Source organism: uncultured Bacteroides sp. (assembly GCF_910586915.1).
Taxonomy (GTDB): Bacteria; Bacteroidota; Bacteroidia; order Bacteroidales; family Bacteroidaceae; genus Bacteroides.
Map to the genome: position 1 here is coordinate 26,127 of NZ_CAJULN010000022.1, position 22,893 is coordinate 49,019.

The 22,893-nt window shown below is 46.0% G+C and carries 16 protein-coding genes and 1 tRNA gene; 11 read left to right on the top strand and 6 right to left on the bottom strand.

Annotation, left to right across the window (positions count from 1 at the left end; genetic code table 11):
• Nucleotides 1-9 precede the first annotated feature (9 nt).
• Together QZ331_RS09250 and QZ331_RS09255 are read left to right on the top strand one after the other, a co-directional pair.
• The gene (locus tag QZ331_RS09250; protein ID WP_294629622.1) at nt 10-984 is read left to right on the top strand and encodes a fibrobacter succinogenes major paralogous domain-containing protein; all 975 of its coding nucleotides are present in this window, start codon (nt 10-12) and stop codon (nt 982-984) included.
• 53 nt (nt 985-1,037) lie between these two features.
• Nucleotides 1,038-2,513, top strand: coding sequence for a thioredoxin family protein (locus tag QZ331_RS09255; RefSeq protein ID WP_294629623.1), 1,476 nt, complete (start codon nt 1,038-1,040; stop codon nt 2,511-2,513).
• A gap of 319 nt (nt 2,514-2,832) precedes the next feature.
• Here the strand turns inward: QZ331_RS09255 and QZ331_RS09260 are convergent, their stop codons facing one another.
• Together QZ331_RS09260 and QZ331_RS09265 are read right to left on the bottom strand one after the other, a co-directional pair.
• Nucleotides 2,833-3,174: a MerR family transcriptional regulator gene (locus tag QZ331_RS09260; protein ID WP_294629624.1), complete on the bottom strand. Its 342-nt coding sequence runs from the start codon at nt 3,172-3,174 to the stop codon at nt 2,833-2,835.
• Nucleotides 3,175-3,200: 26 nt separating this feature from the next.
• Nucleotides 3,201-4,169 carry a M23 family metallopeptidase gene (locus QZ331_RS09265; protein ID WP_294629625.1) on the bottom strand — a complete coding sequence of 323 codons (969 nt, stop codon included), beginning with the start codon at nt 4,167-4,169 and terminating at the stop codon, nt 3,201-3,203.
• A gap of 106 nt (nt 4,170-4,275) precedes the next feature.
• Between QZ331_RS09265 and alaS the strand changes: the two genes are divergently transcribed.
• From alaS to QZ331_RS09285, 4 genes are all read left to right on the top strand, one after another.
• Nucleotides 4,276-6,894, top strand: coding sequence for an alanine--tRNA ligase (gene alaS / locus QZ331_RS09270; protein WP_294629626.1), 2,619 nt, complete (start codon nt 4,276-4,278; stop codon nt 6,892-6,894).
• 176 nt (nt 6,895-7,070) lie between these two features.
• The gene (locus QZ331_RS09275; RefSeq protein WP_294629637.1) at nt 7,071-9,311 is read left to right on the top strand and encodes a GH92 family glycosyl hydrolase; all 2,241 of its coding nucleotides are present in this window, start codon (nt 7,071-7,073) and stop codon (nt 9,309-9,311) included.
• Nucleotides 9,312-9,344: 33 nt separating this feature from the next.
• Nucleotides 9,345-11,609, top strand: a complete 2,265-nt coding sequence (locus QZ331_RS09280; RefSeq protein WP_294629627.1) for a GH92 family glycosyl hydrolase — start codon at nt 9,345-9,347, stop codon at nt 11,607-11,609.
• Nucleotides 11,610-11,612: 3 nt separating this feature from the next.
• Nucleotides 11,613-12,533: a PD-(D/E)XK nuclease family transposase gene (locus tag QZ331_RS09285; RefSeq protein WP_294629628.1), complete on the top strand. Its 921-nt coding sequence runs from the start codon at nt 11,613-11,615 to the stop codon at nt 12,531-12,533.
• Between the two features lie 377 nt (nt 12,534-12,910).
• On the opposite strand, the gene QZ331_RS09290 is transcribed toward QZ331_RS09285, so the two are convergent.
• Entirely contained in the window at nt 12,911-14,329 is a 1,419-nt protein-coding gene (locus QZ331_RS09290) for an AAA family ATPase (protein ID WP_294629629.1), read from the bottom strand.
• Between the two features lie 95 nt (nt 14,330-14,424).
• On the opposite strand from QZ331_RS09290, the gene QZ331_RS09295 reads away from it, so the two are divergent.
• The 3 genes from QZ331_RS09295 to QZ331_RS09305 are packed head-to-tail and all read left to right on the top strand — an operon-like array spanning nt 14,425 to nt 16,405.
• Nucleotides 14,425-15,111 carry a hypothetical protein gene (locus tag QZ331_RS09295; protein ID WP_294629630.1) on the top strand — a complete coding sequence of 229 codons (687 nt, stop codon included), beginning with the start codon at nt 14,425-14,427 and terminating at the stop codon, nt 15,109-15,111.
• Nucleotides 15,111-15,881, top strand: coding sequence for a DUF3822 family protein (locus tag QZ331_RS09300; RefSeq protein ID WP_294629631.1), 771 nt, complete (start codon nt 15,111-15,113; stop codon nt 15,879-15,881). The genes QZ331_RS09295 and QZ331_RS09300 overlap by 1 nt, the downstream gene beginning before the upstream one ends.
• The gene (locus QZ331_RS09305) at nt 15,872-16,405 is read left to right on the top strand and encodes an RsmD family RNA methyltransferase (RefSeq protein WP_294629632.1); all 534 of its coding nucleotides are present in this window, start codon (nt 15,872-15,874) and stop codon (nt 16,403-16,405) included. Before QZ331_RS09300 ends, QZ331_RS09305 begins: the two co-directional genes overlap by 10 nt.
• A 24-nt stretch (nt 16,406-16,429) precedes the next feature.
• Here QZ331_RS09305 and cls read toward each other — a convergent pair whose 3' ends face one another.
• The 3 genes from cls to QZ331_RS09320 all read right to left on the bottom strand — a co-directional run bounded on the left by cls (nt 16,430) and on the right by QZ331_RS09320 (nt 21,413).
• Nucleotides 16,430-17,869 (bottom strand): cardiolipin synthase, encoded by a 1,440-nt coding sequence (gene cls, locus QZ331_RS09310; protein WP_294629633.1) that lies wholly within the window; start codon nt 17,867-17,869, stop codon nt 16,430-16,432.
• Nucleotides 17,870-18,000: 131 nt separating this feature from the next.
• A complete protein-coding gene (locus tag QZ331_RS09315) occupies nt 18,001-20,925 on the bottom strand; it encodes a TonB-dependent receptor (protein ID WP_294629634.1) in 2,925 nt (974 codons plus the stop codon).
• 83 nt (nt 20,926-21,008) lie between these two features.
• A complete protein-coding gene (locus QZ331_RS09320) occupies nt 21,009-21,413 on the bottom strand; it encodes a hypothetical protein (protein ID WP_294629635.1) in 405 nt (134 codons plus the stop codon).
• Between the two features lie 81 nt (nt 21,414-21,494).
• On the opposite strand from QZ331_RS09320, the gene aroB reads away from it, so the two are divergent.
• The gene (aroB, locus tag QZ331_RS09325; protein ID WP_294629636.1) at nt 21,495-22,553 is read left to right on the top strand and encodes a 3-dehydroquinate synthase; all 1,059 of its coding nucleotides are present in this window, start codon (nt 21,495-21,497) and stop codon (nt 22,551-22,553) included.
• A gap of 108 nt (nt 22,554-22,661) precedes the next feature.
• Nucleotides 22,662-22,735, top strand: a tRNA-Pro gene (locus QZ331_RS09330).
• Nucleotides 22,736-22,893: the final 158 nt, after the last annotated feature.

Sequence of the window (22,893 nt, forward strand, 5' to 3'; positions counted from 1 at the left end):
AAAAACAAGATGATGAAAAAACTACTTATACTATGGTCGTGTGTTGCCTTGACGGCAATCACTTCCTGCGACAAAGAAGAATACCATCGCCCAAATCTGAGCGAACTGATAAGTCCGGCACAAGATTTCACCGACCCGCGCGACGGCAGTGTATATCCCTGTGTCCGGATAGGCAACCAGATATGGATGACAAAGAACTTGTGCTACCAACTTCCGGGCCATGCATTCAAAGGCTGCTTCACTTGGGAAGAAGCCTATCCCAATCTGGAGAGAATCAAAATCGCCCTGGACGATGAAACCTTCAAAACACTCGCTTTGGAGGTGGCCTCCGACCCGCAATATGACTGGGGGCTAATGGGAGGAAACATCGCCCTATGGTTCGATATGGAACTTCCACAGGAAACCATACGCAACTTCTTCGAATACATCCCCGGCTTTCCGGATGCTTTCGCCGCAAGGGAAAACAAATACAAGGAAACGCCCGAAGCGCAGGAAATCATCGGCAAAACCCTCTTTGACCAAGCCGAAGAGAAGAACGGACATTACACCCGGAAATACGGTTTTCTCTACTCCTACAAAGCAGCTTTGGCAGCCGTTCCCGAAGGATGGCGATTGCCAAGCGACGAAGACTGGATGAAGCTGGAAACCACATTGGGTATGCCCTCGGGCGAAGCAGAAAAACTGGAAGCATGGAGAGGCAACGGGCTTGCCACCCTGCTGGGCGAAAACGGCGAGAGCGGATTCAATCTGCAAAGAGGAGGGGCCAATGTCTTTGTAGAAGCCAACGAAGAGAAATACCTCAACAAAGACGAAGCGGGCTATTACTGGTCGTCTACCAAATTCAAAGAAAACGATTCTACCGAAGTGGCGCTGTTCCGTATGTCGGCCCTCTATTCCGACCGGATATGGCGAGGAACCAGCCGCATCACCACCGGACGCCGCGATGTACTCTACAGTGTACGCTGCGTCAGGGAGGCCCGATAGTACTCCTCTCCCCCGAAACAACCGATTACTAATTTAAAACAATCCATAAAAACATGAAACAAAGATTCTACAACCTCCTTACATTTTTCATTCTCCTGACTGTGGGCCATCTCTCCGCATATGCACAACAGACGGAAAGTATCTATGGCGATGTCACCAAAGCCGATGTAAAAATGCAATACGTTTATACGATGGAAGAAGCATTCAAGCAGGCGCGCGAACAGAAAAAGCCGATATTCTTCAACTGCTTCGCCGACTGGGCGATACCTTGCCACGGAATGAACAAATTTGTGTTTTCCGATGAAAAGTTCTGCAACTACATGAACAAGCACTTCATCAACCTCTTCATGGACGTCAGCAAAGGAGAGAACAAGAGCATCGCCCAGAAATATGACATCCAGACGTTTGCCCATTTTCTTGTCTTAAATTCAGACGGCGACGTGTTGCTCCGCATCTCAGGCGGCCGGCAGAAGGAAGAGCTGCAACGCAACGTGGCACTGGCACTCAACCCCAAAACCACCCTGCCTGGCGCAGAGGAAATCTACCGTAGCGGAAAGAGAGGAAAAAAAGAGGTGTTCAACTACATGAACGTACTGGCACTGGCAGGCAACAACGAAGAACTGTTCAAAAAAGTCAACGATGAATATATGGCAATGCTAAGCCCGAAAGAGTATTCACGCGCCGAAAACTGGACTTCATTCACATCGACCATCGCCGACCGCCACAGCGAACGCTTCGCCTACCTCATTCAGCACAAGAAGGATTTCGTAAAGCAAAACGGCGAAGCCAAAGTCAACGCATTCATCGAAGGGCAGTATTACTGGGACATCCTCGGATATGCTTTGGGACGAAAAGAATACGACAAGATGAAGGTCATCGAACTGCACAACGAAATCCAGAAAGCCGGTTTGCCCGACACGTGCAGTATCTGTCGCATTTACCCCATTATCCAAATGCGTGGCGAACGCCGGTTCGACGAACTGTTTGCATACCTCACGGCGAACGAGGAGAAATTGGGAATGAATAAACTATACATCGACACCTCTTTAGACTTCAACGACATTTCGGGCGAGACGCAAGGCAAAATCATCCGCTATCTGAAATCAAGCATCGAAAGCACCAAAGAGCCCGGAGTGGCCCAACAACTGAAAGCATTTGTCTACAAACTGGAACACCCCAACGGAATACAGTTTGAAAACGGTACGCTTGCCACCGCCATGAAAAAAGCCAAAGCACAAGGCAAACTTCTGTTCGTAGACTGCTACACCACTTGGTGTGGCCCCTGCCGGCGCATGAGTAACCTGGTATTCGTGCAAGACAACGTAGGAGCCGAATTCAACAAACGCTTCATCAATATCAAAGTAGACATGGAACAAGAAGAAGGACGGATGTTGGGCAAAAAACACGGCATCACTTCCTATCCTACCCTGTTGTTCATGGACGGTAGCGGAAACATCGTGAAAAAGGTAATCGGCGGGCAGAGTGCAAGCGCCTTGCTGAAAATCGCTTCCGAGATTCCCGCTCCCTGATTCGGCCGAAGTACGGACACCGGCTCTTTACCGAAAGAAACAACGGAGAATTTACCTAAGGTTTAATTCTCTGTTGCCTGACGACTAACGGCGAGAATGCATAAATTTATTCGTCTGACTATAGTGTCCGTTTCGTCTGACTATAGTTAGACGAAACGGACACTATAGTCAGACGAAAGTTCAACTACAGTCAGACGAATAAATCTTAGTAAGAAAAAAATAGTTGTTCGCACCGCAACCGGTAAGCCGTCACAAGAAAAAGAATAGATACAAGAAGAACCATACCAGCCTCTTTTACGAAGCGCGGTATGGCTCTTTTTCATCTTCCGTCCAGCTCCCGTTTGATGGCGAGCAGCTCCTCTTTTATCTCCTTCAGCCGATTCACAATCTCATAGTTCCGGATGGCAGCTTCACGATTGTCTTTCAGCCGTTGGCGGGCGCCGGTGAGGGTCATTCCTTTTTCTTTCACTAAGTGGTAAATCAGTCCGATGGTCTCTACGTCTTCTTTGCGATACTGGCGGATTCCGCGACCGACGGTTTTGGGCGAAATTTGGGGAAACTCCTTTTCCCAAAAACGAAGCAAAGACTGATTGACGCCAAACATATCGGCCACCTCGCCGATGGAGTAATATAGTTTCAGTTCTTTATCTGTATTAAGCATAACATTTCTAAGTTTTCGGAGGGAGACTAATCGAATACCTTGCCGTGGTTGGCAGCCAACTGAATCATCCTTTCGTAATCTTCGGCACTCAAATCCATGAAATAGTAATTGACGGGATTCACCACCTTGCCTTTGATGTGCACTTCATAATGCAGGTGCGGTCCGGTGCTCTTGCCGGTGCTGCCCACCTTGCCTATCACTTCGCCGCGCACCACCTTCTTTCCGACTTTCGTGTCGAACGCCTGCAAGTGCGCATAACGGGTCATGTATCCGAATCCGTGGTCTATCTCTACGGTGTTCCCATAGCCGGTCTCCCATCCGGCTTTCACTACCGTTCCGTTGCCGGTGGCATAAATATCCGTCCCGGTATGGGCGGAGAAGTCCATTCCCGAATGGAATTTCGTCGTACCGTAAATCGGGTCGATGCGCGTTCCGTAGCCGGAAGCCGTCTGCCGCAAGTCTTTATTTGAGATAGGCTGGATGGCAGGAATGCATTTCAGCATCTCATCGTGGTTCTTACACATATCCACCACGTCGTCAAAAGACTTGGACTGTATGTAGAGACGTTTGGAAAACACATCCAATTTCTGAGTCGTATTCACCACCAATTTGGAGTTTGCCAAGTCCATCAACTCTTCGTAACGGTTCGTGCCGCCATAGCCAGCCTGGCGGATAGCCGGCGAAATCGGATCGGCCTGAAGAATCACCCGGTAAAGGTTATCGTCGCGCTGCTGAAGGTCCTGAAGCACTCCCATCGCATCGTCGAGCCGGTGGGAAAGTACGTTATATTGCGCCAAAAGGCGGCTGTTTTCTATTCGCAACTCTTTCTCCGACGGAGAACCGAAAATAAAGAGCAGCAGGATGAAGCACCCTGCTCCCAACCCCATTCCATAGAAAACCCGGCGCAAATAACTGAACGCACGCTGCCGCACGGTAGGATAAATCCGGTCATAAGTCTGGGTCTGTGGGTTATAAATGTAGTATACTTTGCGCATCTTTTTGGAAATATTTCGCTTATTAATACGGCAAAAGTAATAAAAACACGCTATCTTTGCACAGTTTTTTGAGAATATTAACCTCAACGATAGATATATAGAAGATATGTTGACTGCAAAAGAAATCAGAGATTCATTCAAGAATTTCTTTGAGTCGAAAGGACATCACATCGTTCCGTCGGCTCCTATGGTGATAAAAGACGACCCTACCCTGATGTTCACCAACGCGGGTATGAACCAGTTTAAAGATATTATTTTGGGCAACCACCCGGCAAAATACCAAAGAGTCGCCGACTCTCAGAAATGCTTGCGCGTAAGCGGAAAACACAACGACCTGGAGGAAGTGGGACACGATACGTACCATCATACCATGTTCGAGATGCTCGGCAACTGGTCGTTTGGCGACTACTTCAAGAAAGAAGCCATCAGTTGGGCCTGGGAATACCTGGTAGACGTGTTGAAACTGAATCCGGAACATCTCTATGCCACCGTGTTTGAAGGAAGCCCCGAAGAAGGACTGGGCCGCGACGACGAAGCCGCTTCTTACTGGGAACAATTCCTGCCGAAAGACCACATCATCAACGGTAACAAGCACGACAACTTCTGGGAAATGGGCGATACAGGACCGTGCGGACCGTGTTCGGAAATCCACATCGACCTTCGTCCGGCAGAAGAGCGCGCACAAATCTCCGGCCGCGACCTCGTGAACCACGACCATCCGCAAGTGATTGAAATATGGAACCTCGTGTTCATGCAATACAACCGCAAGGCCGACGGCAGTCTCGAAGCCCTTCCCGCCAAAGTTATTGACACGGGTATGGGATTCGAACGTCTCTGTATGGCATTGCAAGGCAAGACTTCCAACTATGATACCGATGTTTTCCAGCCGATGCTGAAAGCCATCGCAACGATGTCGAATACGGAATACGGAAAAGACAAGCAGCAGGACATCGCCATGCGTGTGATTGCCGACCATATCCGCACGATTGCTTTCTCTATCACGGACGGCCAGTTGCCGTCCAACGCCAAAGCCGGATATGTAATCCGCCGTATCCTCCGCCGTGCCGTCCGTTACGGATATACGTTCCTCGGACAGAAGCAGGCTTTCATGTACAAACTGCTGCCCGTGCTTATCGACAACATGGGAGATGCTTATCCCGAACTGATTGCCCAAAAGACGCTGATTGAAAAAGTAATCAAGGAAGAAGAAGAATCATTCCTCCGTACACTGGAGACGGGTATCCGCCTGCTGGACAAGACCGTGGAAGATGCGAAAGCGGCAGGAAAAACAGAAATCAGCGGCAAAGATGCCTTTACTTTATACGATACATTCGGCTTCCCGCTCGACCTTACCGAACTGATTCTCCGCGAAAACGGAATGACCGTCAACATCGAAGAGTTCGACGGAGAGATGCAGCAACAAAAACAACGCGCCCGCAACGCTGCCGCCATCGAAACCGGCGACTGGATTACACTGAAAGAGGGAACGACTGAATTTGTCGGCTACGACTATACCGAATACGAAGCATCTATCCTCCGCTACCGCCAAATCAGACAGAAGAACCAGACTTTGTATCAGATTGTGCTCGACTGTACTCCTTTCTATGCGGAAAGCGGTGGTCAGGTAGGTGATACGGGTGTATTGGTCAACGAGTTTGAAACGATTGAAGTAATCGACACGAAGAAGGAGAACAACCTTCCGATACATATCACCAAAAAGTTGCCCGAACATCCGGAAGCTCCGATGATGGCTTGTGTAGACACCGACAAACGTGCGGCCTGTGCAGCCAACCACTCGGCTACTCACCTGCTCGACGCTGCCCTGCGCGAAGTGTTGGGCGAACACGTCGAACAGAAAGGTTCGCTGGTAACTCCGGATTCGTTGCGTTTCGACTTCTCGCACTTCCAGAAGGTGACCGACGAAGAAATACGCAAAGTGGAACACATCGTCAACGAAAAAATACGCGCCAACATACCTTTGAAGGAATACCGCCATATTCCTATCGAGGAGGCGAAGGAATTGGGAGCCATCGCCCTCTTCGGCGAGAAATACGGCGATAAGGTACGCGTTATCCAGTTCGGTTCTTCCATCGAATTCTGTGGCGGTACGCACGTAGCCGCAACAGGAAATATCGGTATGGTGAAAATCATGTCGGAAAGTTCCGTAGCTGCCGGTGTACGCCGTATCGAGGCCTTTACCGGAGCGCGTGTAGAGGAGCTGTTGGATACCATACAGGATACTTTCAACGAACTGAAAGCGCTCTTCAACAATGCGCCCGACCTGCGCATCGCCATCCGCAAATATATGGACGAGAATGCAGGACTGAAGAAACAGGTGGAAGACTTCATGCGGGAAAAAGAGGTTGCCCTGAAAGAAAGACTGCTGAAAAACATACAGGAAATCAATGGTGTAAAAGTTGTCAAGTTCTGCGCACCACTGCCGGCAGAGGTAGTAAAGAACATCGCTTTCCAGCTTCGCGGCGAAATAACCGAGAACTTGTTCTTCGTAGCCGGAAGCATTGACAACGGCAAACCGATGCTGACTGTGATGCTGAGCGACAACCTGGTAGCAACCGGCTTGAAAGCAGGCAACTTGGTGAAAGAAGCCGCCAGACTGATTCAAGGCGGCGGCGGTGGCCAGCCACACTTCGCAACGGCAGGCGGTAAGAATACCGACGGATTGAATGCGGCAGTAGAAAAGGTACTGGAACTCGCAGGAATCTGAGAATAAGATAAAAATAAAATGAAGGATAGGAGTTGTTTTTTCCCAACAGCTCCTATTTTTTCAGGTACGGATTCCGCAGCTTGTGAGAGTTTTTTCCTACCTTTGCAAACAGATTACTTATTTTTATTACCCCTTCACTATGAATAAAATAAATAATCACTAATACCTGAAAAATGATGAAAGCATCTACTTATCTATGCCTGCTGTTAACCAGTATGTTGATTTCTTGTACTCCTGCACAAGAAAAACACGAAATCGATTACACATCTTATGTAAACCCGTTTATCGGAACCGACTTTACCGGCAATACCTATCCGGGCGCCCAAGCTCCTTTCGGTATGGTACAGCTCAGTCCCGACAACGGACTTCCCGGTTGGGACCGCATCTCCGGCTATTTCTATCCGGACAGTACAATCGCCGGATTCAGCCACACACACCTTTCGGGCACCGGTGCAGGAGACTTATACGACATCTCCTTTATGCCTGTCACGCTGCCTTATAAGGAGGCCGAAGCCCCGTTGGGTATCCACTCCAAATTTTCGCATGAGGAAGAGAGTGCCTGTGCCGGCTATTACCGGGTGCTGCTGAAAGACTACGACATCAACGTCGAACTCACCGCAACCGAACGCTGCGGTATCCAACGCTATACTTTCCCCGAAGCGCAAGCCGCCATCTTCCTGAACTTGAAGAAGGCGATGAACTGGGATTTCACCAACGACTCCCACATCGAAGTGGTAGACTCGGTCACTATCCAGGGATACCGTTTCTCCGACGGTTGGGCACGTGACCAGCATATCTACTTCCGTACGCGCTTCTCGCGTCCGTTTGAGAGAATGGAACTGGACACAACGGCCATTATCAAGGAAAACAAACGCATTGGCACGGCTGTCGTCGCCCGCTTCGACTTCCACACCAAAGAGGGTGAGCAGATTCTTGTAAACACAGCCGTTTCGGGCACAAGCATGGAAGGCGCTGCCAAAAACCTGCAAGCCGAAGTGCCCGAAAACGACTTCGACAAATACCTCGCCGAAACGAAAGCAAACTGGAACCGCCAACTCGGAAAGATTGAGATAGAAGGAGACAACGCGAACGACAAAGTGAATTTCTACACCGCCCTCTATCATTCCATGCTTGCCCCCACCATCTACAACGATGTGGACGGAGCCTATTACGGTCCCGACAAACAGATACACCAAGCCGACGGCTGGGTGAACTACAGTACTTTCTCCTTATGGGATACGTACCGTGCCGCCCATCCGCTCTTCACCTACACCGAACCGCAACGCGTCAACGACATGGTGAAATCGTTCATCGCTTTCTACGAACAGAACGGACGCCTGCCCGTATGGAACTTCTATGGAAGCGAGACGGACATGATGATTGGTTACCACGCCGTCCCCGTCATCGCAGACGCTTATCTGAAAGGTATCGGCGACTTTGATGCGGAAAAAGCATTAAACGCCTGTGTGGCAACCGCCAACCTTGACAGCTACCGTGGTATCGGACTCTACAAAGAGGCAGGATACATCCCTTACAACGTGACCGACCATTACAACGCCGAAAACTGGTCGTTGTCGAAAACATTGGAGTATGCCTTCGACGATTATTGCATCGCCGAAATGGCAAAGAAGATGGGCAGAGAAGAGATTGCCGATACATTCTACAAGCGTGCGCAAAACTACAGGAATATCTACAATCCCGCCACTTCTTTCATGCAGCCGCGCGATGACAAAGGAGACTTCATCGAAAACTTCAAGGCAGACGAATATACCCCGCATATCTGCGAAAGCAACGGATGGCAGTACTTCTGGTCGGTACAACATGACATCGACGGACTGATAGACCTCGTAGGCGGCAAAAACCGCTTTGCCGAAAAGTTGGACAGTATGTTTACCTACCATCCGGTAGCCGACGACGAACTGCCTATCTTCAGCACGGGTATGATTGGGCAGTATGCACACGGCAACGAACCGAGCCACCACGTCATCTACCTCTTCAACTCGGTAGGATGCAGCGACCAAACTCAATACTACGTATCCAAAGTCATGAACGAGCTTTACAGAAACGAGCCTGCCGGACTTTGCGGCAACGAAGACTGCGGACAAATGTCAGCCTGGTACGTATTCAGCGCAATGGGATTCTATCCCGTAAATCCCGTCGGCGGAAAGTACGAAATAGGTACTCCCCTATTCCCTGAAATGCGGTTGCATTTAGAAAACGGCAAGACCTTCAGCGTGCTTGCCCCCAACGTAAGCAAGAAGAACATCTATATCCAATCCGTCAGAGTAGACGGACAGCCCTACAACAAGACATACCTTACTCATGAGCAAATCATGAGTGGAGCCACCGTCGAGTTTGAAATGGGCGATACTCCCAAAGAAATCAACATTTTTTCGGAAAAGTGTCCGTTAAAATAAACCGTTCGGACACAACTAAAAATTATAACTATCATGAAATTGAAGACATTTCTAATAGCAGGTTGTTTAGGAGGAGCATTCACACTTTGTGCCTGCACAGACTCCACCAACGTAAAAGACTACAGTGCTTACGTCAACCCCTTTATCGGAACGGGCGGACACGGACACACTTTCCCCGGAGCAGTAGTTCCCCACGGTATGATTCAACCCAGTCCGGACACACGGATTGACGAATGGGATGCCTGTTCGGGATATTATTATGCCGACTCCACCATCAACGGTTTTTCGCATACACACGTAAGCGGTACCGGCTGTTGCGACTATGGAGATGTGCTGCTCATGCCTACGGTGGGGAAGCAACGCTATCTGACTACCGACCCTAAAAGTCAGACACTTGCCTACGCTTCTGCCTTTTCGCACAAAAATGAAACGGCAGAACCGGGCTATTATTCCGTATTTTTAGACACCTATCAGGTAAAAGCAGAGCTATCGGCTACCAGCCGTGGTGCCATCCATCGCTATACTTTCCCCGAAAGCAACGAATCGGGGTTCGTCATCGACCTGGATTATAGCCTGCAACGCCAAACCAATTCGGAGATGGAAATCGAAGTGATTAGCGACACGGAAATCTGCGGACACAAGAAAACAACTTATTGGGCGTTCGACCAATACATCAATTTCTACGCCAAGTTCTCCAAACCGTTCTCCTATACGCTTGTCACCGATTCCGTCACGATGGACAACGGAAAGCGGCTTCCTGTCTGCAAAGCGCTGTTGCATTTCAATACGAAGAAGGACGAACAGGTATTGGTGAAAGTAGGCGTTTCCGCCGTCGACATGGCAGGCGCACGCAAAAATGTCGAATCGGAAATCCCCGCATGGGATTTCGATAAGGTACGCAAAGACGCACGTGCCGCCTGGAATCAATACTTGTCGAAAATAGACATCACCACTTCCGACAAGGACGACAAGACCATCTTCTACTCCGCTCTCTATCATACGGGTATCAGCCCGAACCTGTTTACCGACGCAGACGGGCGTTATTTGGGAATGGACCTTGAAGTGCACCAGGGAGACACGGCCAACCCTGTATATACCGTATTCTCTCTGTGGGATACTTTCCGCGCGCTGCACCCGCTAATGACCATCATCGACCCCGACTTGAACAACCAGTTTATCAACTCTCTGATAAAGAAACATCAGGAAGGCGGAATATATCCGATGTGGGACTTGGCTTCCAACTACACCGGCACGATGATTGGCTATCATGCCGTCCCCGTCATTGTGGATGCCTACATGAAAGGTTACCGTAATTTTGATGCCAAAGAGGCGTACAAAGGCTGCCTGCGTGCCGCCGAGTACGATACTGCCAACATCAAATGTCCGGCGTTGGTCGTACCGCACCTCATGCCGAAAGCCAAGTATTACAAGAACACCATCGGCTATATCCCCTGCGACCGCGAAAACGAATCGGTAGCCAAAGCGCTGGAGTATGCATACGACGACTGGTGTATCTCCATCTTCGCCGAAGCCATGAACGATTTTGAATCGAAAGCCAAGTACGAACGTTTTGCCAAAGCATACGAGTTCTATTTCGACAAGTCTGTCCGCTTCATGCGCGGGCTCGACTCGAAAGGCGAATGGCGCACACCGTTCAATCCACGTGCTTCGACCCACCGCAACGATGATTACTGCGAAGGAACAGCCTGGCAGTGGACTTGGTTTGTACCGCACGATGTGGAAGGACTGGTCAACCTGATGGGAGGTGAAGACGCATTTGCCCAAAAGCTCGATTCGCTGTTTACGGCCGATTCGTCGCTCGAAGGCGAGACGACTTCATCGGACATAAGCGGCCTCATCGGACAGTATGCACATGGCAACGAACCCAGCCATCATGTGATTCACTTATATAACTACGTAAACCGTCCGTGGAGAACGCAAGAACTGGTAGACAGCGTTTACCGGAGCCAGTATGCCAACAGCATAGACGGGCTATCGGGCAATGAGGACTGCGGTCAGATGTCTGCATGGTACGTACTCAACTCAATGGGATTCTATCAGGTATGCCCAGGCAAACCGGTCTATTCCATCGGTCGCCCCGTTTTCGACAAAGCGGTAGTCAACCTGCCTGATGGAAAGAAATTCAGCATTGTGGTGAAGAACAATACGAAAAAGAACAAATACATCGAAAGCATCATGCTGAACGGCAAACCGTTGGATACTCCGTTCTTCAGCCATCAGGATATCACGGCCGGCGGAACGATAGAAATCAAGATGACTGACAAACTAAATAAATAGTTTATGCAAGAAAAGAAAGAGATAAAGACGGAAGTATTGCAAGACCGGTATATCCGTTTTGACTGGGCTATCAAACGCCTTTTACGTCAGAAGGCGAATTTTGATGTACTCGAAGGATTCCTCAAGGTAATGTTGAACGAGGATATGAAAATACTTGAGATTCTTGAAAGCGAAGGGAATCAGGAAAGTGCCGACGACAAATTCAACCGGGTGGATATCAAGGCGCTGAACAGCAAAGGGGAAATCATTATTGTCGAAATACAGAACACACGCGAGCTCTATTACCTGGAACGTATTCTTTATGGAGTAGCAAAAGCCATAACCGAACATATATCGTTGGGGGATACTTACTACAAGGTGAAAAAAATATATTCCATCAGCATTCTTTATTTCGATATCGGCAAAGGTTCCGATTACCTATATCACGGGCAAAACCAGTTTGTAGGTATTCATACGGGCGACCTTTTGCAAGTGAATGTAAAAGAACGCAACGCTATTGTCAGCCGTACACCGGCAAGTATCTTCCCCGAATATATCCTAATCCGGGTGAATGAATTCGACAAAGTAGCCGTGACCCCTCTCGACGAATGGATGAAGTATCTGAAAGATGGATTTATCCGACCCGATACTACTGCTCCCGGACTGAAAGAAGCCCGTGAGAAGTTGAAATATTACTCAATGACTCCACAGGAAAGATATGCGTATGATAAACATATCAATGCGATGATGATACAGAACGATGTATTGGATTCTGCTAAGTTAGAAGGCAGGATGGAGGGAAGAATAGAAGGTAGAATGGAAGGAAAGATGGAAGAGCGAATTATTATGGCTAAAAACTTCAAAAAATTAGGAGTATCCATAGACATCATTTGCGCAGCATCCGGTCTTACTCCTACGGAAGTGGAGCAACTGGACATATCATAAGATAATAGGATATAAGACCAACAGACAACAATTTGCCCGTCATTGATAGAATCCACATCAATGACGGGCTTCTTTTATGGAAACAACTAACAATAAAGCTGTTACATCTGAATAAAAAACTTCCGAATTGTTATATATAAAGTTCCGTTTGATTGTTCATAAACTATAAATGAAGGCTTTGATTTTATAAATGAAGCCTTCGTTTATAAAAACAAAGCCTTCATTTATAAAAACGAAACTTGCGTTTATAGTTTGCAATCGGCAAAAAGAAAGATTGCTGCCACTTGCCGAAAAGTTTACATCTAATAAAGGAGAACTTTATCATCGGTCGACTGAGGACGGGATAGCGGTAAATTCATACCTGATATCCCCATTATCTATTCCACCTGTTCCTTCGGATAATTCACCAGATACAAAGTCTTCGTTGCACGCGTAAACGCAGTGTACAACCAACGGAAATAATCGGGCGTCAGATACTCGTCCGTCATATATCCCTGGTCTAAAAACACATTCTGCCATTGCCCGCCCTGTGCTTTATGGCAAGTCACCGCATAGGCATACTTTACCTGTAACGCATTATAATGCGGATCGGCTTTCATCTTCTTCATCCGGCCACGCTTATCGGGAATATCCGCATAGTCCTCCAACACGGTATAAAACAACCGGTCGTTGTCCGCTTTCGGTAATGCAGGCGAGTCCGAATGTAACGTATCCAACAACAGATTTGCATCCAGTTCAAAGTCATCCTGGTCGGGAAAACGAAGCGTGACTTCCGCAAAACGAAAACCGTACATTTCACGGGTACGGCGGACACGGCGGACAACAGCTATTTCACCATTGGCTATGAAGTCCATCTCTTTATACTGCTCCGTCCAGTAATAGTTGTTTTTGGCCACCATCAGCATATCGCCCGTATTCAACTCATCTTCACGCCAAAGAATCTGTGTACGTATTCCATTATTATATAAGTTCGCGCGCTTGTTTGAACGGCAAATCACAATCGTTTCATCCATTCCGTCGTGGTCGTAGCAATTGTTCAACTCTTCAATCAATTCCGTGCCCGGCACCACCTTTATATCGGGAAAGCCAGTCACCTTAATCTTAGGCAGAGAATAACATTCGTCTGCCGCAATTAATTGCCTCAACTGCGTAGCGTTCCACAAAATACCCGACTCCTGTACCTGACGGACTACCTGGGTCAAATCGACCTCGCGAATTTCCAGTCCATACCCTTTCAATGCATCACCGAAAAGTGCCGGACTCATCTCCTCTCCCACCGGAGGAAGCTGTGCCGTGTCTCCCATCAGCAAAAGACGGCATCCTTGTCCCGAATAGACGAATTGCACCAAATCATCCAACAAACGTCCTGTGCCGAACGCACTCCCCGACAGCCCCTCGTTTGAAATCATGGAAGCCTCGTCGACTATAAACAGTGTATTCGCAGCCAGATTGTCGTTGATTGAAAAATTATTCAGCTCGTTGGAGAAAGACTGTTGTCGGTATATTTTCTTATGAATCGTAAAAGCCGAATGTCGCGCATACGCCGAAAAGACTTTCGCCGCACGCCCTGTAGGAGCCAACAATACTGTCTTTTGCTGCAACTGCGACATTGTTTTCACCAGTGCTCCCACAAGAGACGTTTTACCAGTACCAGCGTAACCTCTGAGCACAAAAACCTCGTCGGCCGAAGCAGACAGAAGAAACTCTGAAAGCGATTTTACAGCAATTTCCTGCTCCAAAGTTGGTTGGTAAGGAAAATTTTCCTTAATTTGCCTTTCTAAATAGTTATTTATCATTTTTGTACGAGAAAAAAGTTCTCCGAACTATCGTATTTAAATTTATTTATTCTATTTTTGCGATGCGAATATAACAACTAAAAACATAATTTATCATGAAAACAGTATTTAATATTGTATTAGCGCTCTGTGCTGTTGCACTTGTTTACATTTGCTACAACAGTATCATGGGGCCTATCAATTTTGAAAACGCAAAAAAAGACAGAGAAAAAGCAGTCATTGCCCGTTTGATTGACATCCGTAAAGCACAGCAGGAATACCGCACGCTTCACCACGGAATGTACACAGACAAATTCGACACACTGATCGACTTCGTAAAGAACCAGAAGTTGCCGTTCGTTATGAAAATGGGACAGTTGACAGACAAGCAATTGGAAGACGGTTTGACTGAAAAGAAAGCGATGTCTATCATCAACAAAGCGAAAAAGACAGGAAGATATGACGAAGTTAAGAAATGGGGACTTGAAAACTTCAAACGCGACACCCTGTGGGTAGCCGTTATGGATACTATTTTCCCGAAAGGATTCAACGCAGACTCCATGAGATACATTCCTTACGGAAACGGTGCTCAGTTCGAAATGAACGTCAAAAACGATACAGCAAAATCAGGTGCTCCCGTATTCTTGTTTGAAGTAAAAGCTCCGTACGAAACTTATTTGAACGGACTTGACCCACAGGAAATCATCAACTTGAAAGACCTTCAAAACAAATTGGGTAGATACTGCGGTTTGATGGTAGGTTCTATCGATACTCCGAACAATGGTGCTGGAAACTGGGAATAATGATTGATTTTACTAAATCAAAACAATATACTTTATCCATCCGTCTTAGTACGGATGGATTTTCTTTTTCTATCTACAACCCGATTCACGACGGTTCACTGTCAATCATAGAAAAAGAGATAGAGCCTTCTTTATCTCTCACAGCCAATCTGAAAACTGTTTTCCAGGAATCGGACTTCTTAAGCCATCCTTACAAACGGGTAAATATCATGATGACCGACAAGCGCTTTACGATTGTACCGTTGGAATTATTTGAAGAGGAACAGGCCGAACTTTTGTTTTATCACAACCATCAGAAACGGGAGAACGAAACAGTAATCTACAACATTCTGCAAAAGAACAACCTTGTTGTTATCTTCGGTATAAATAAAAGTGCATACACCTTCCTGAAAGAACAATATCCCGAAGCCCGCTTCTATGCTCAATCTACCGCGCTCATCGACTGTTTTTCCGTCAGAAGCAGATTGGGGAACAACAAAAAGATGTATGCCTCCATACGCCGGAACGGAATCGATGTCTACTGTTTCGAACGGGGACATCTCCTTCTCGCCAACTCCTTTGAATGCACACACAAAGAAGACCGCATCTACTATCTGTTGTGCGTATGGAAACAATTAGAATTCAATCAGGAACGGGATGAGTTGCACCTCACCGGAACGCTTCCGGACAAAGAATTTCTGCTCAATGAATTGAAAAAGTTTATCTTGCAGGTCTTCATCATGAGTCCTGCTGCTAATATCGATATGCAAGCCTTATTAATATGCGAGTAATCAGCGGTATATACAAACGAAGAAGATTTGACGTGCCACGAACGTTCAAAGCGCGTCCCACAACAGATTTCGCAAAGGAAAATCTGTTCAACGTACTCAATAACTACATTGATTTTGAAGAAGGGGTGAATGCCCTCGACCTGTTTGCCGGAACCGGAAGCATCAGTATCGAACTCGTTTCCCGAGGATGCGATCGCGTTATCAGCATTGAAAAAGAACCGGCTCACCATTCATTCATCACCAAAATCATGAAAGAGGTACAGACAGACAAGTGTCTGCCGATACGCGGAGATGTATTCAAGTTTATCAAAAGCAGCCGCGAGCAGTTCGACTTTATCTTTGCCGATCCACCTTACGCCTTAAAAGAATTGGAAACAATACCCGAACTAATCTTTCAGAACAATCTACTCAAAGAAGGAGGATTATTGGTATTGGAACATGGAAAAGAGAATAACTTTGAAGAAAATCCACACTTCATTGAAAGAAGAGTGTATGGAAGCGTAAACTTCTCTCTGTTCCGATAAGTCACCGCCAAACTATAGAAAGTATTAAAGCAGCGGAGCCAACAAACGTACGACAGACTCCGCTGCCTTTTGTCTCCACGGACGCCTTATCCAGTTTTTCAAGAATACCTGCGTACATTCACGCTGGTCTTGAAGAAATATCTCCTTCATCTCAAGTGCCGTATCCACATCATATATAAAGGCATTCACTTCAAAATTATGCTCGAAACTACGGAAATCCACATTCGTTGAACCTACCGTAGAAAGCAAATCGTCCGAAATCATCAACTTGGAATGAAGAAAGCCTTTCCTATAAAAATAGACTTTGACACCAGCCTGCAATATATCCGCCAGATAGGAACGTGAACCAAGATGCGTAATCCAATTGTCGGCACGTTCGGGCAGCATCAGGCGTATATCCACTCCAGAAAGGGCGGCTGTCTGCATAGCTGCCAATATCTGTTCTGTCGGCAAGAAATAGGGTGTCTGTATATAGAAATATTTCTTGGCATTGGTTATCGCCACAGTCAATCCCTGCATGATTTCCTTCCACGGTCCGATAGGTTCACTGGTAACAATCTGCACCAATGAACTTCCACAGGAATCTATTCTCGGGAAATAGCGGGACGCGGTTATCAGCGTACGGTCTACAAAATACCAATCGAGAAGAAATGCTGTCTGCAATCCGTGCACTGCCTTCCCTTCCAGCATGATATGTGTATCACGCCAAATCCCCCAAGAGTAACCACGCATATATCGCTCCGCCAAATTCATTCCTCCCACAAACCCGATACGTCCGTCAATAACCACAATCTTTCTGTGGTTCCGGTAATTTACCCTGCTGGTAAATAAAGGGAAGCGCACTTTCAAGAAACTGCGCACTTCAATTCCCGCATTGCGCATTTCTTCAAAGAAACTGTTAGGGACACGCCAGCATCCCACATCGTCATAAATCACCCTCACTTCAATTCCCTGGGAAGCCTTTTCAATCAGCACATCCCTTACCAAACGTCCAACAGCATCATCCTCGAAGATATAATATTCCATGTGAATATGTTGCTGCGCTTTCTGAAGCTCGCGCAATAATGATTGTAATTTCGTATAACCTTCGGTATAAACAGCTACGCGATTGCCCTCAAAAGGAAAAGCCTGATTGGTATGCTGAAACAATTGGATTAACCGCGAATATGAATATTGCACTTCCGAACAATCCTGTGCCAGATATTCCGCCATCGGTTTCTTCAGCAAGCGGTCGTAACTCTTCCTGCTGATAATACGCTCGCGGCGTTGGCTGCGCCCAAAGAAAAAGTAAAAGACAAGACCCGCGATAGGAAGGAAAAGCAATATCAGTATCCATGCCATCGTCTTAACCGGATTGCGATTGTCAAGAATGATAATGACAATCGTACCGATAACGGCTCCAAAATAGAGAATATCAAAAGCCACCGTTGCTATCTGACTGAGTATATAATTCCAATCAATCATAGAAATCTTCTTTTAAACGGATACTAAACAACAAATATAGAGTAAATTATCGGATAAACAAAGAAGTCCCGGCGACAACTCTATCAATCGTTGTCACTGGGACTTCCCATCTCGTCATTATTCACATCTTCTTAATAACGCATCATCCGAATCGGAGCAGTACCCTGCGGCCCGCGAGGACCACGATGGCCTCCACCGTCAAAACCGCCCTGACGAATATTTCCACGTGCTTCTTTATTGCCGAAAACATTCAGACGGTAAGAAAAACGAAGCATACAATAACTGTTGATTCCGTTATATTCCGAAACAGAACGCATACCTTCGGACAACGAACGGCTGATATTAGACTGTTGTCTCAGAATATCGTATATTTCAAAGCTGATGGTCGCAGCATTTCCCTTCAAGAAACTCTGAGCAATCTGTGCATTCCAAATAAGTTCATTTCTGTTCATGCTGGCATCGCGGTAGCCACGACGTGAATTATTCGTTATATTGGTAGATAACGTCATGCTCCAGGGCAACGAGATATTGGTACTTGCTCCATATCCGAAAGTATAAGGTTCTTGGTTGGTGCTCGGGTTCAATTTATTACGTTCAAAGTTATAATTAATTGAACCATTGATGGTAAACTCAAACCAATCATTACGGAACGTTCCATTCAGGTTCTCAGCCAAAGTCAGCGATGTACTTGTGTTCTTGTCATTCACCTGCGTGTCATCATTGTAGAGGAAGGACACATCGTTGGTATAGCTAGCGCGTGAGAAAGAGTTGATAGTGAAACGTTTGTCCTTCAAAGCTGTATTAAATCCAAACATCCCCATTGCAGTCCAATAACCATTAATATTCTCCGGCTGTGTGATTGTTCCACCAGTCTTCTGGTTATACTTGGTAGCATTAGTAATTTTGTTTTGAGTCGTATTAAAGTTGGCGTGTGCCATCATTCCACGCTGCTTGTCAGCATTATAAGTATTGTAAAACAAACGCATAGAATGAGTAAAAGAAGGTTTCAGCCCCGGATTACCTTTAGTGATTCTCAACGGATTGGAGTCATCGGTTATATCCAAAAGGTTTTCCATACTCGGCTGACCTGCACGTCCCCGATACGTAAAACGCAATTGGCTCACTTTAGAGAACCGATAACGGAAATCAACATTGGGAGCAAAATTGAACACATTTCTTTTTACTACAGTATCTATTTCTGCTTTTTTATAATCCAACCGGGTGTTCTGTGGTTGCAAAGACAATCCGAAATTGAACCGGTATTTCTCACGGATAATATTCATACCCGCATTGATATCATGGTTATAATACTTGTATTGGGCATATTTGCTCAAACTCATATCCTTATTGTTTTCGTATCCTTCGGGCAGTTCGTCTCCGAAATTCCAAATCCAATCCTGTAGTTTTTCCGTTTCGGGAATCAAACTGTATGTACTTCTGTCACTCTCGCTATATCTATATTGGAACTTATAGCGGAACTGCAAGAAAGTAGCTTTGGCAATCGGTTCATTATAAGTCAATTCGGCTGTATAATCATAATTATTGGACGGAGAAGTGATATACTGCTTACGTTCGTCATCCTTCCTGTTTGCTTCAGGGTCGAAATAACGGGTCAGCGACTCACTGAATTGTTCACTATCGCTGTCTCCATAACCAAATGTACCGCGAAAAGTAATATTCCGCCCCATATTATTCAATCTGCGGTTCACCTGCAAAGAAGCATTGGCAGAGAGACTTTCACTTTCGGATGCAGATTCACTATTGCTGGCATTGACACGGATATCCTTCAACGGGTCGTCACTTCCCCACTGAATCTTATTCAAGAAATCATTTGGATTGGACACCCAATTTAACGGGTCATCATTAAAAGTACCCGATTCGGAAATAGAATATCCTTTAGATTTCCCATAAGAAACATTCGGCCGGAAAATAATATTAGTCAATGTATCCGGTTTCCATTCCAAACGGAAATCAGCATTAAAGTTCATATTCTTATTCCGATTTTTACTATTCGAGTTAGAATAAGAATTTCCATTCGGCATTATAAGTTCTGAATAGTTTTTAGAGATTGCATCCCGGTCGCTATAATTATAGCGGGCACTACCTCCTAATTCGAGTTTCTCCGTTTGCGTAGCGAAGTTGGCTCCTAACATCTTGGTAGCAGTCAGTCCATTGCTGTTTCTGAAACGCGGCCCGCCGCCACCGGAGAATCCCTGGTCGTTTACGTTATTGGCGGAACCTATCAAAGAAAACTGGCTGTTATCGACAAAGCGGTTCAACATCAAGTTACTTCCGTAGCGGTCTTCCGTACCACCGGCAACACTTGCATTACCAAACCAGCCTTGATTCATTCCTTTTTTCACCTTCAAGTCAAGAACTGTCTCTTCCTCCCCGTCGTCTATTCCGGTGACACGCGCCAAGTCTGACTTCTTATCATAGGTCTTCAGTTTATCAATCATGTTGACCGGCAGATTCTTCAACCCGGTTTTTACGTCACCGCCAAAGAATTCTTTACCGTCCACCATAATCTTCTTTACTTCCTTACCATTGATTTTGACATTACCGTCGTCGTCAATCTCTGCTCCCGGAAGTTTTTTCACCAATTCTTCAAGCATAGCCCCTTCGGGGGTACGATAGGCAGCCGAATTATACTCCAACGTATCTTCTTTCACGGTTACTTGGGGAGCTTCGGCAGTAACTACCGCTTCTTTCAACATGACAGCATCCGGTTGCAGTTCAATGTTTCCCATCTTTTTGTCGGGGACATTGGCAGTCAACTGTACCGGTACGATTTTAGTCTGGAAGCCAATATAGGAAATTTTCAACACGTATTTCCCGGCTTTCACTTTGGGAAGAGTAAACCACCCTTGATTACTACTGGCTATACCAGCGGCATAAGCACTATCGGGCAACGACAACAATTGGACAGTAGCCTGTGCCGCAGGTTCCTTTGAATCGGATTCCACCACACGTCCCGAAACAGTAATTACCTTATTCTGCGCAAAAATAGAGAAGGCACATAACAACAGTACCAACCCAGCAAAAAATCTTTTCATTTACCTTATTTACGATTATATTAGTAGCAATAACAATGTCTTTTTGACAAACAGAATCGCAAAAGGTTTAATCGAAAGGCAAATTATCTTTTAAAGAATCGATCAACAAGTGCTTTTTTCAGCCCAAACTCCAAACAAAGCACATTAAAAATCAAAAAAGTAAGAAAAGAGGAAGTATCTACATTTATCACATCTCCCTGCATGACACGCCATAGCATTCCTCCGAAAACGAACAGAAATGTCAGGAAGATTGCATTACGAACAGCCGAGTTGCGAATCTGTTCCGTATCACGGCTCTCCTGTTTGCTTAACGCAAAGATTATCAACAAGCATCCTGCCATCATCAGCAACTTTGTACATTCTTTATAAAACAGCAGATTGCTGTCGGTTATCACTCCCTGCATCACTAAAAGAAAAGGTATGAACAGAGCTATCAACAAAACCACATATCCCAAAGGACGACAATATACAGGTAATAATGCTTTCATAATTAATCGTTTTAACAGGACAAAAGTAAGCAAAAAAAGATATTTTATATACATTTGCACATCAAAAAAAGCAAAAGAATCATGAGTAGACAAGAAGTTATCCTCTGTGAAAGCTTGGAAACGAGCCTAAGTCGTGCCATTGAACAGTGTCCGCATGACAAATTATTCATCCTCACAGACGAGCATACCAGGCACCTCTGCCTGCCTGCCTTGAAAGCAACCACATTATTAAAAGAGACCGTTGAAATCTGTATCGGCACCGAAGATGTTCATAAAACGGTGGAAACACTCGCTTCCGTATGGATGGCTTTAAGTACCCAGGGGGCTACACGTCACTCCCTGCTTATCAACCTCGGTGGAGGAATGGTCACAGATTTGGGAGGCTTTGCTGCAGCTACATTCAAACGCGGTATCTCTTATATCAATATACCAACTACCCTGCTGGCAATGGTGGATGCTTCCGTTGGCGGCAAAACTGGAATCAACTTCAATGGATTGAAGAACGAAATAGGTGCATTCGCTCCGGCAAGCAGTGTACTGATTGAAACTGAATTTCTCCGTACACTGGATGTATGCAATTTCTTCTCCGGATATGCGGAAATGCTAAAACACGGATTAATCAGTAACGTTGCCCATTGGGCGGAATTGTTGAATTTCGATACGTCAGACATTGATTATACAGTTCTCAGACGTTTGGTCGGCGAATCGGTTAAAGTCAAGGAAAATATTGTGGAACAAGACCCCTTCGAACACAGTATCCGCAAAGCACTAAACCTGGGACATACCGTGGGACACGCATTTGAAAGTATGGCATTAGCAGAAAACCGTCCAGTATTGCACGGCTATGCAGTAGCTTGGGGAATCGTATGCGAATTATATCTGTCTCATCTCAAAGCCGGTTTCCCGAAAGAGAAAATGCGGCAGACTATCCGGTTTATCAAAGACAACTATGGCGTGTTCACATTCGACTGCAAGCAGTATGAGCAACTCTATGCATACATGACACACGACAAAAAGAATACTTCAGGAACTATTAACTTTACCTTACTGAAAGATATCGGAGATATTTGCATCAACCAAACTGCCGACAAGGATACTATTTTCGAAATGCTCGACTTTTACCGAGAATGTATGGGGTAAAACCTTTGGAGGTATAATATAAGTAGACATACAAACGGTATTTACTGATATTTTTTCTGCATATTATTTGCAGATTAAAAATAAAGCACTACCTTTGCACTCGCAATTCGGGATGTAGCTCAGCCCGGTAGAGTACGCGTCTGGGGGGCGTGTGGTCGCAAGTTCGAATCTTGTCATCCCGACTGTTGAGCATTGAGGAGTTAAGCCTAAGGTTTAACTCCTTTTTATTTATAGCTATTACAACCTGTTCACCCTTTTCAGGGAGCAGTAGAAAATCCGTAGGGATTTTCGGGTCAGTCCGAAAACCCTGTGGGTATGTTAAATTTACCCTGTTAGTTTG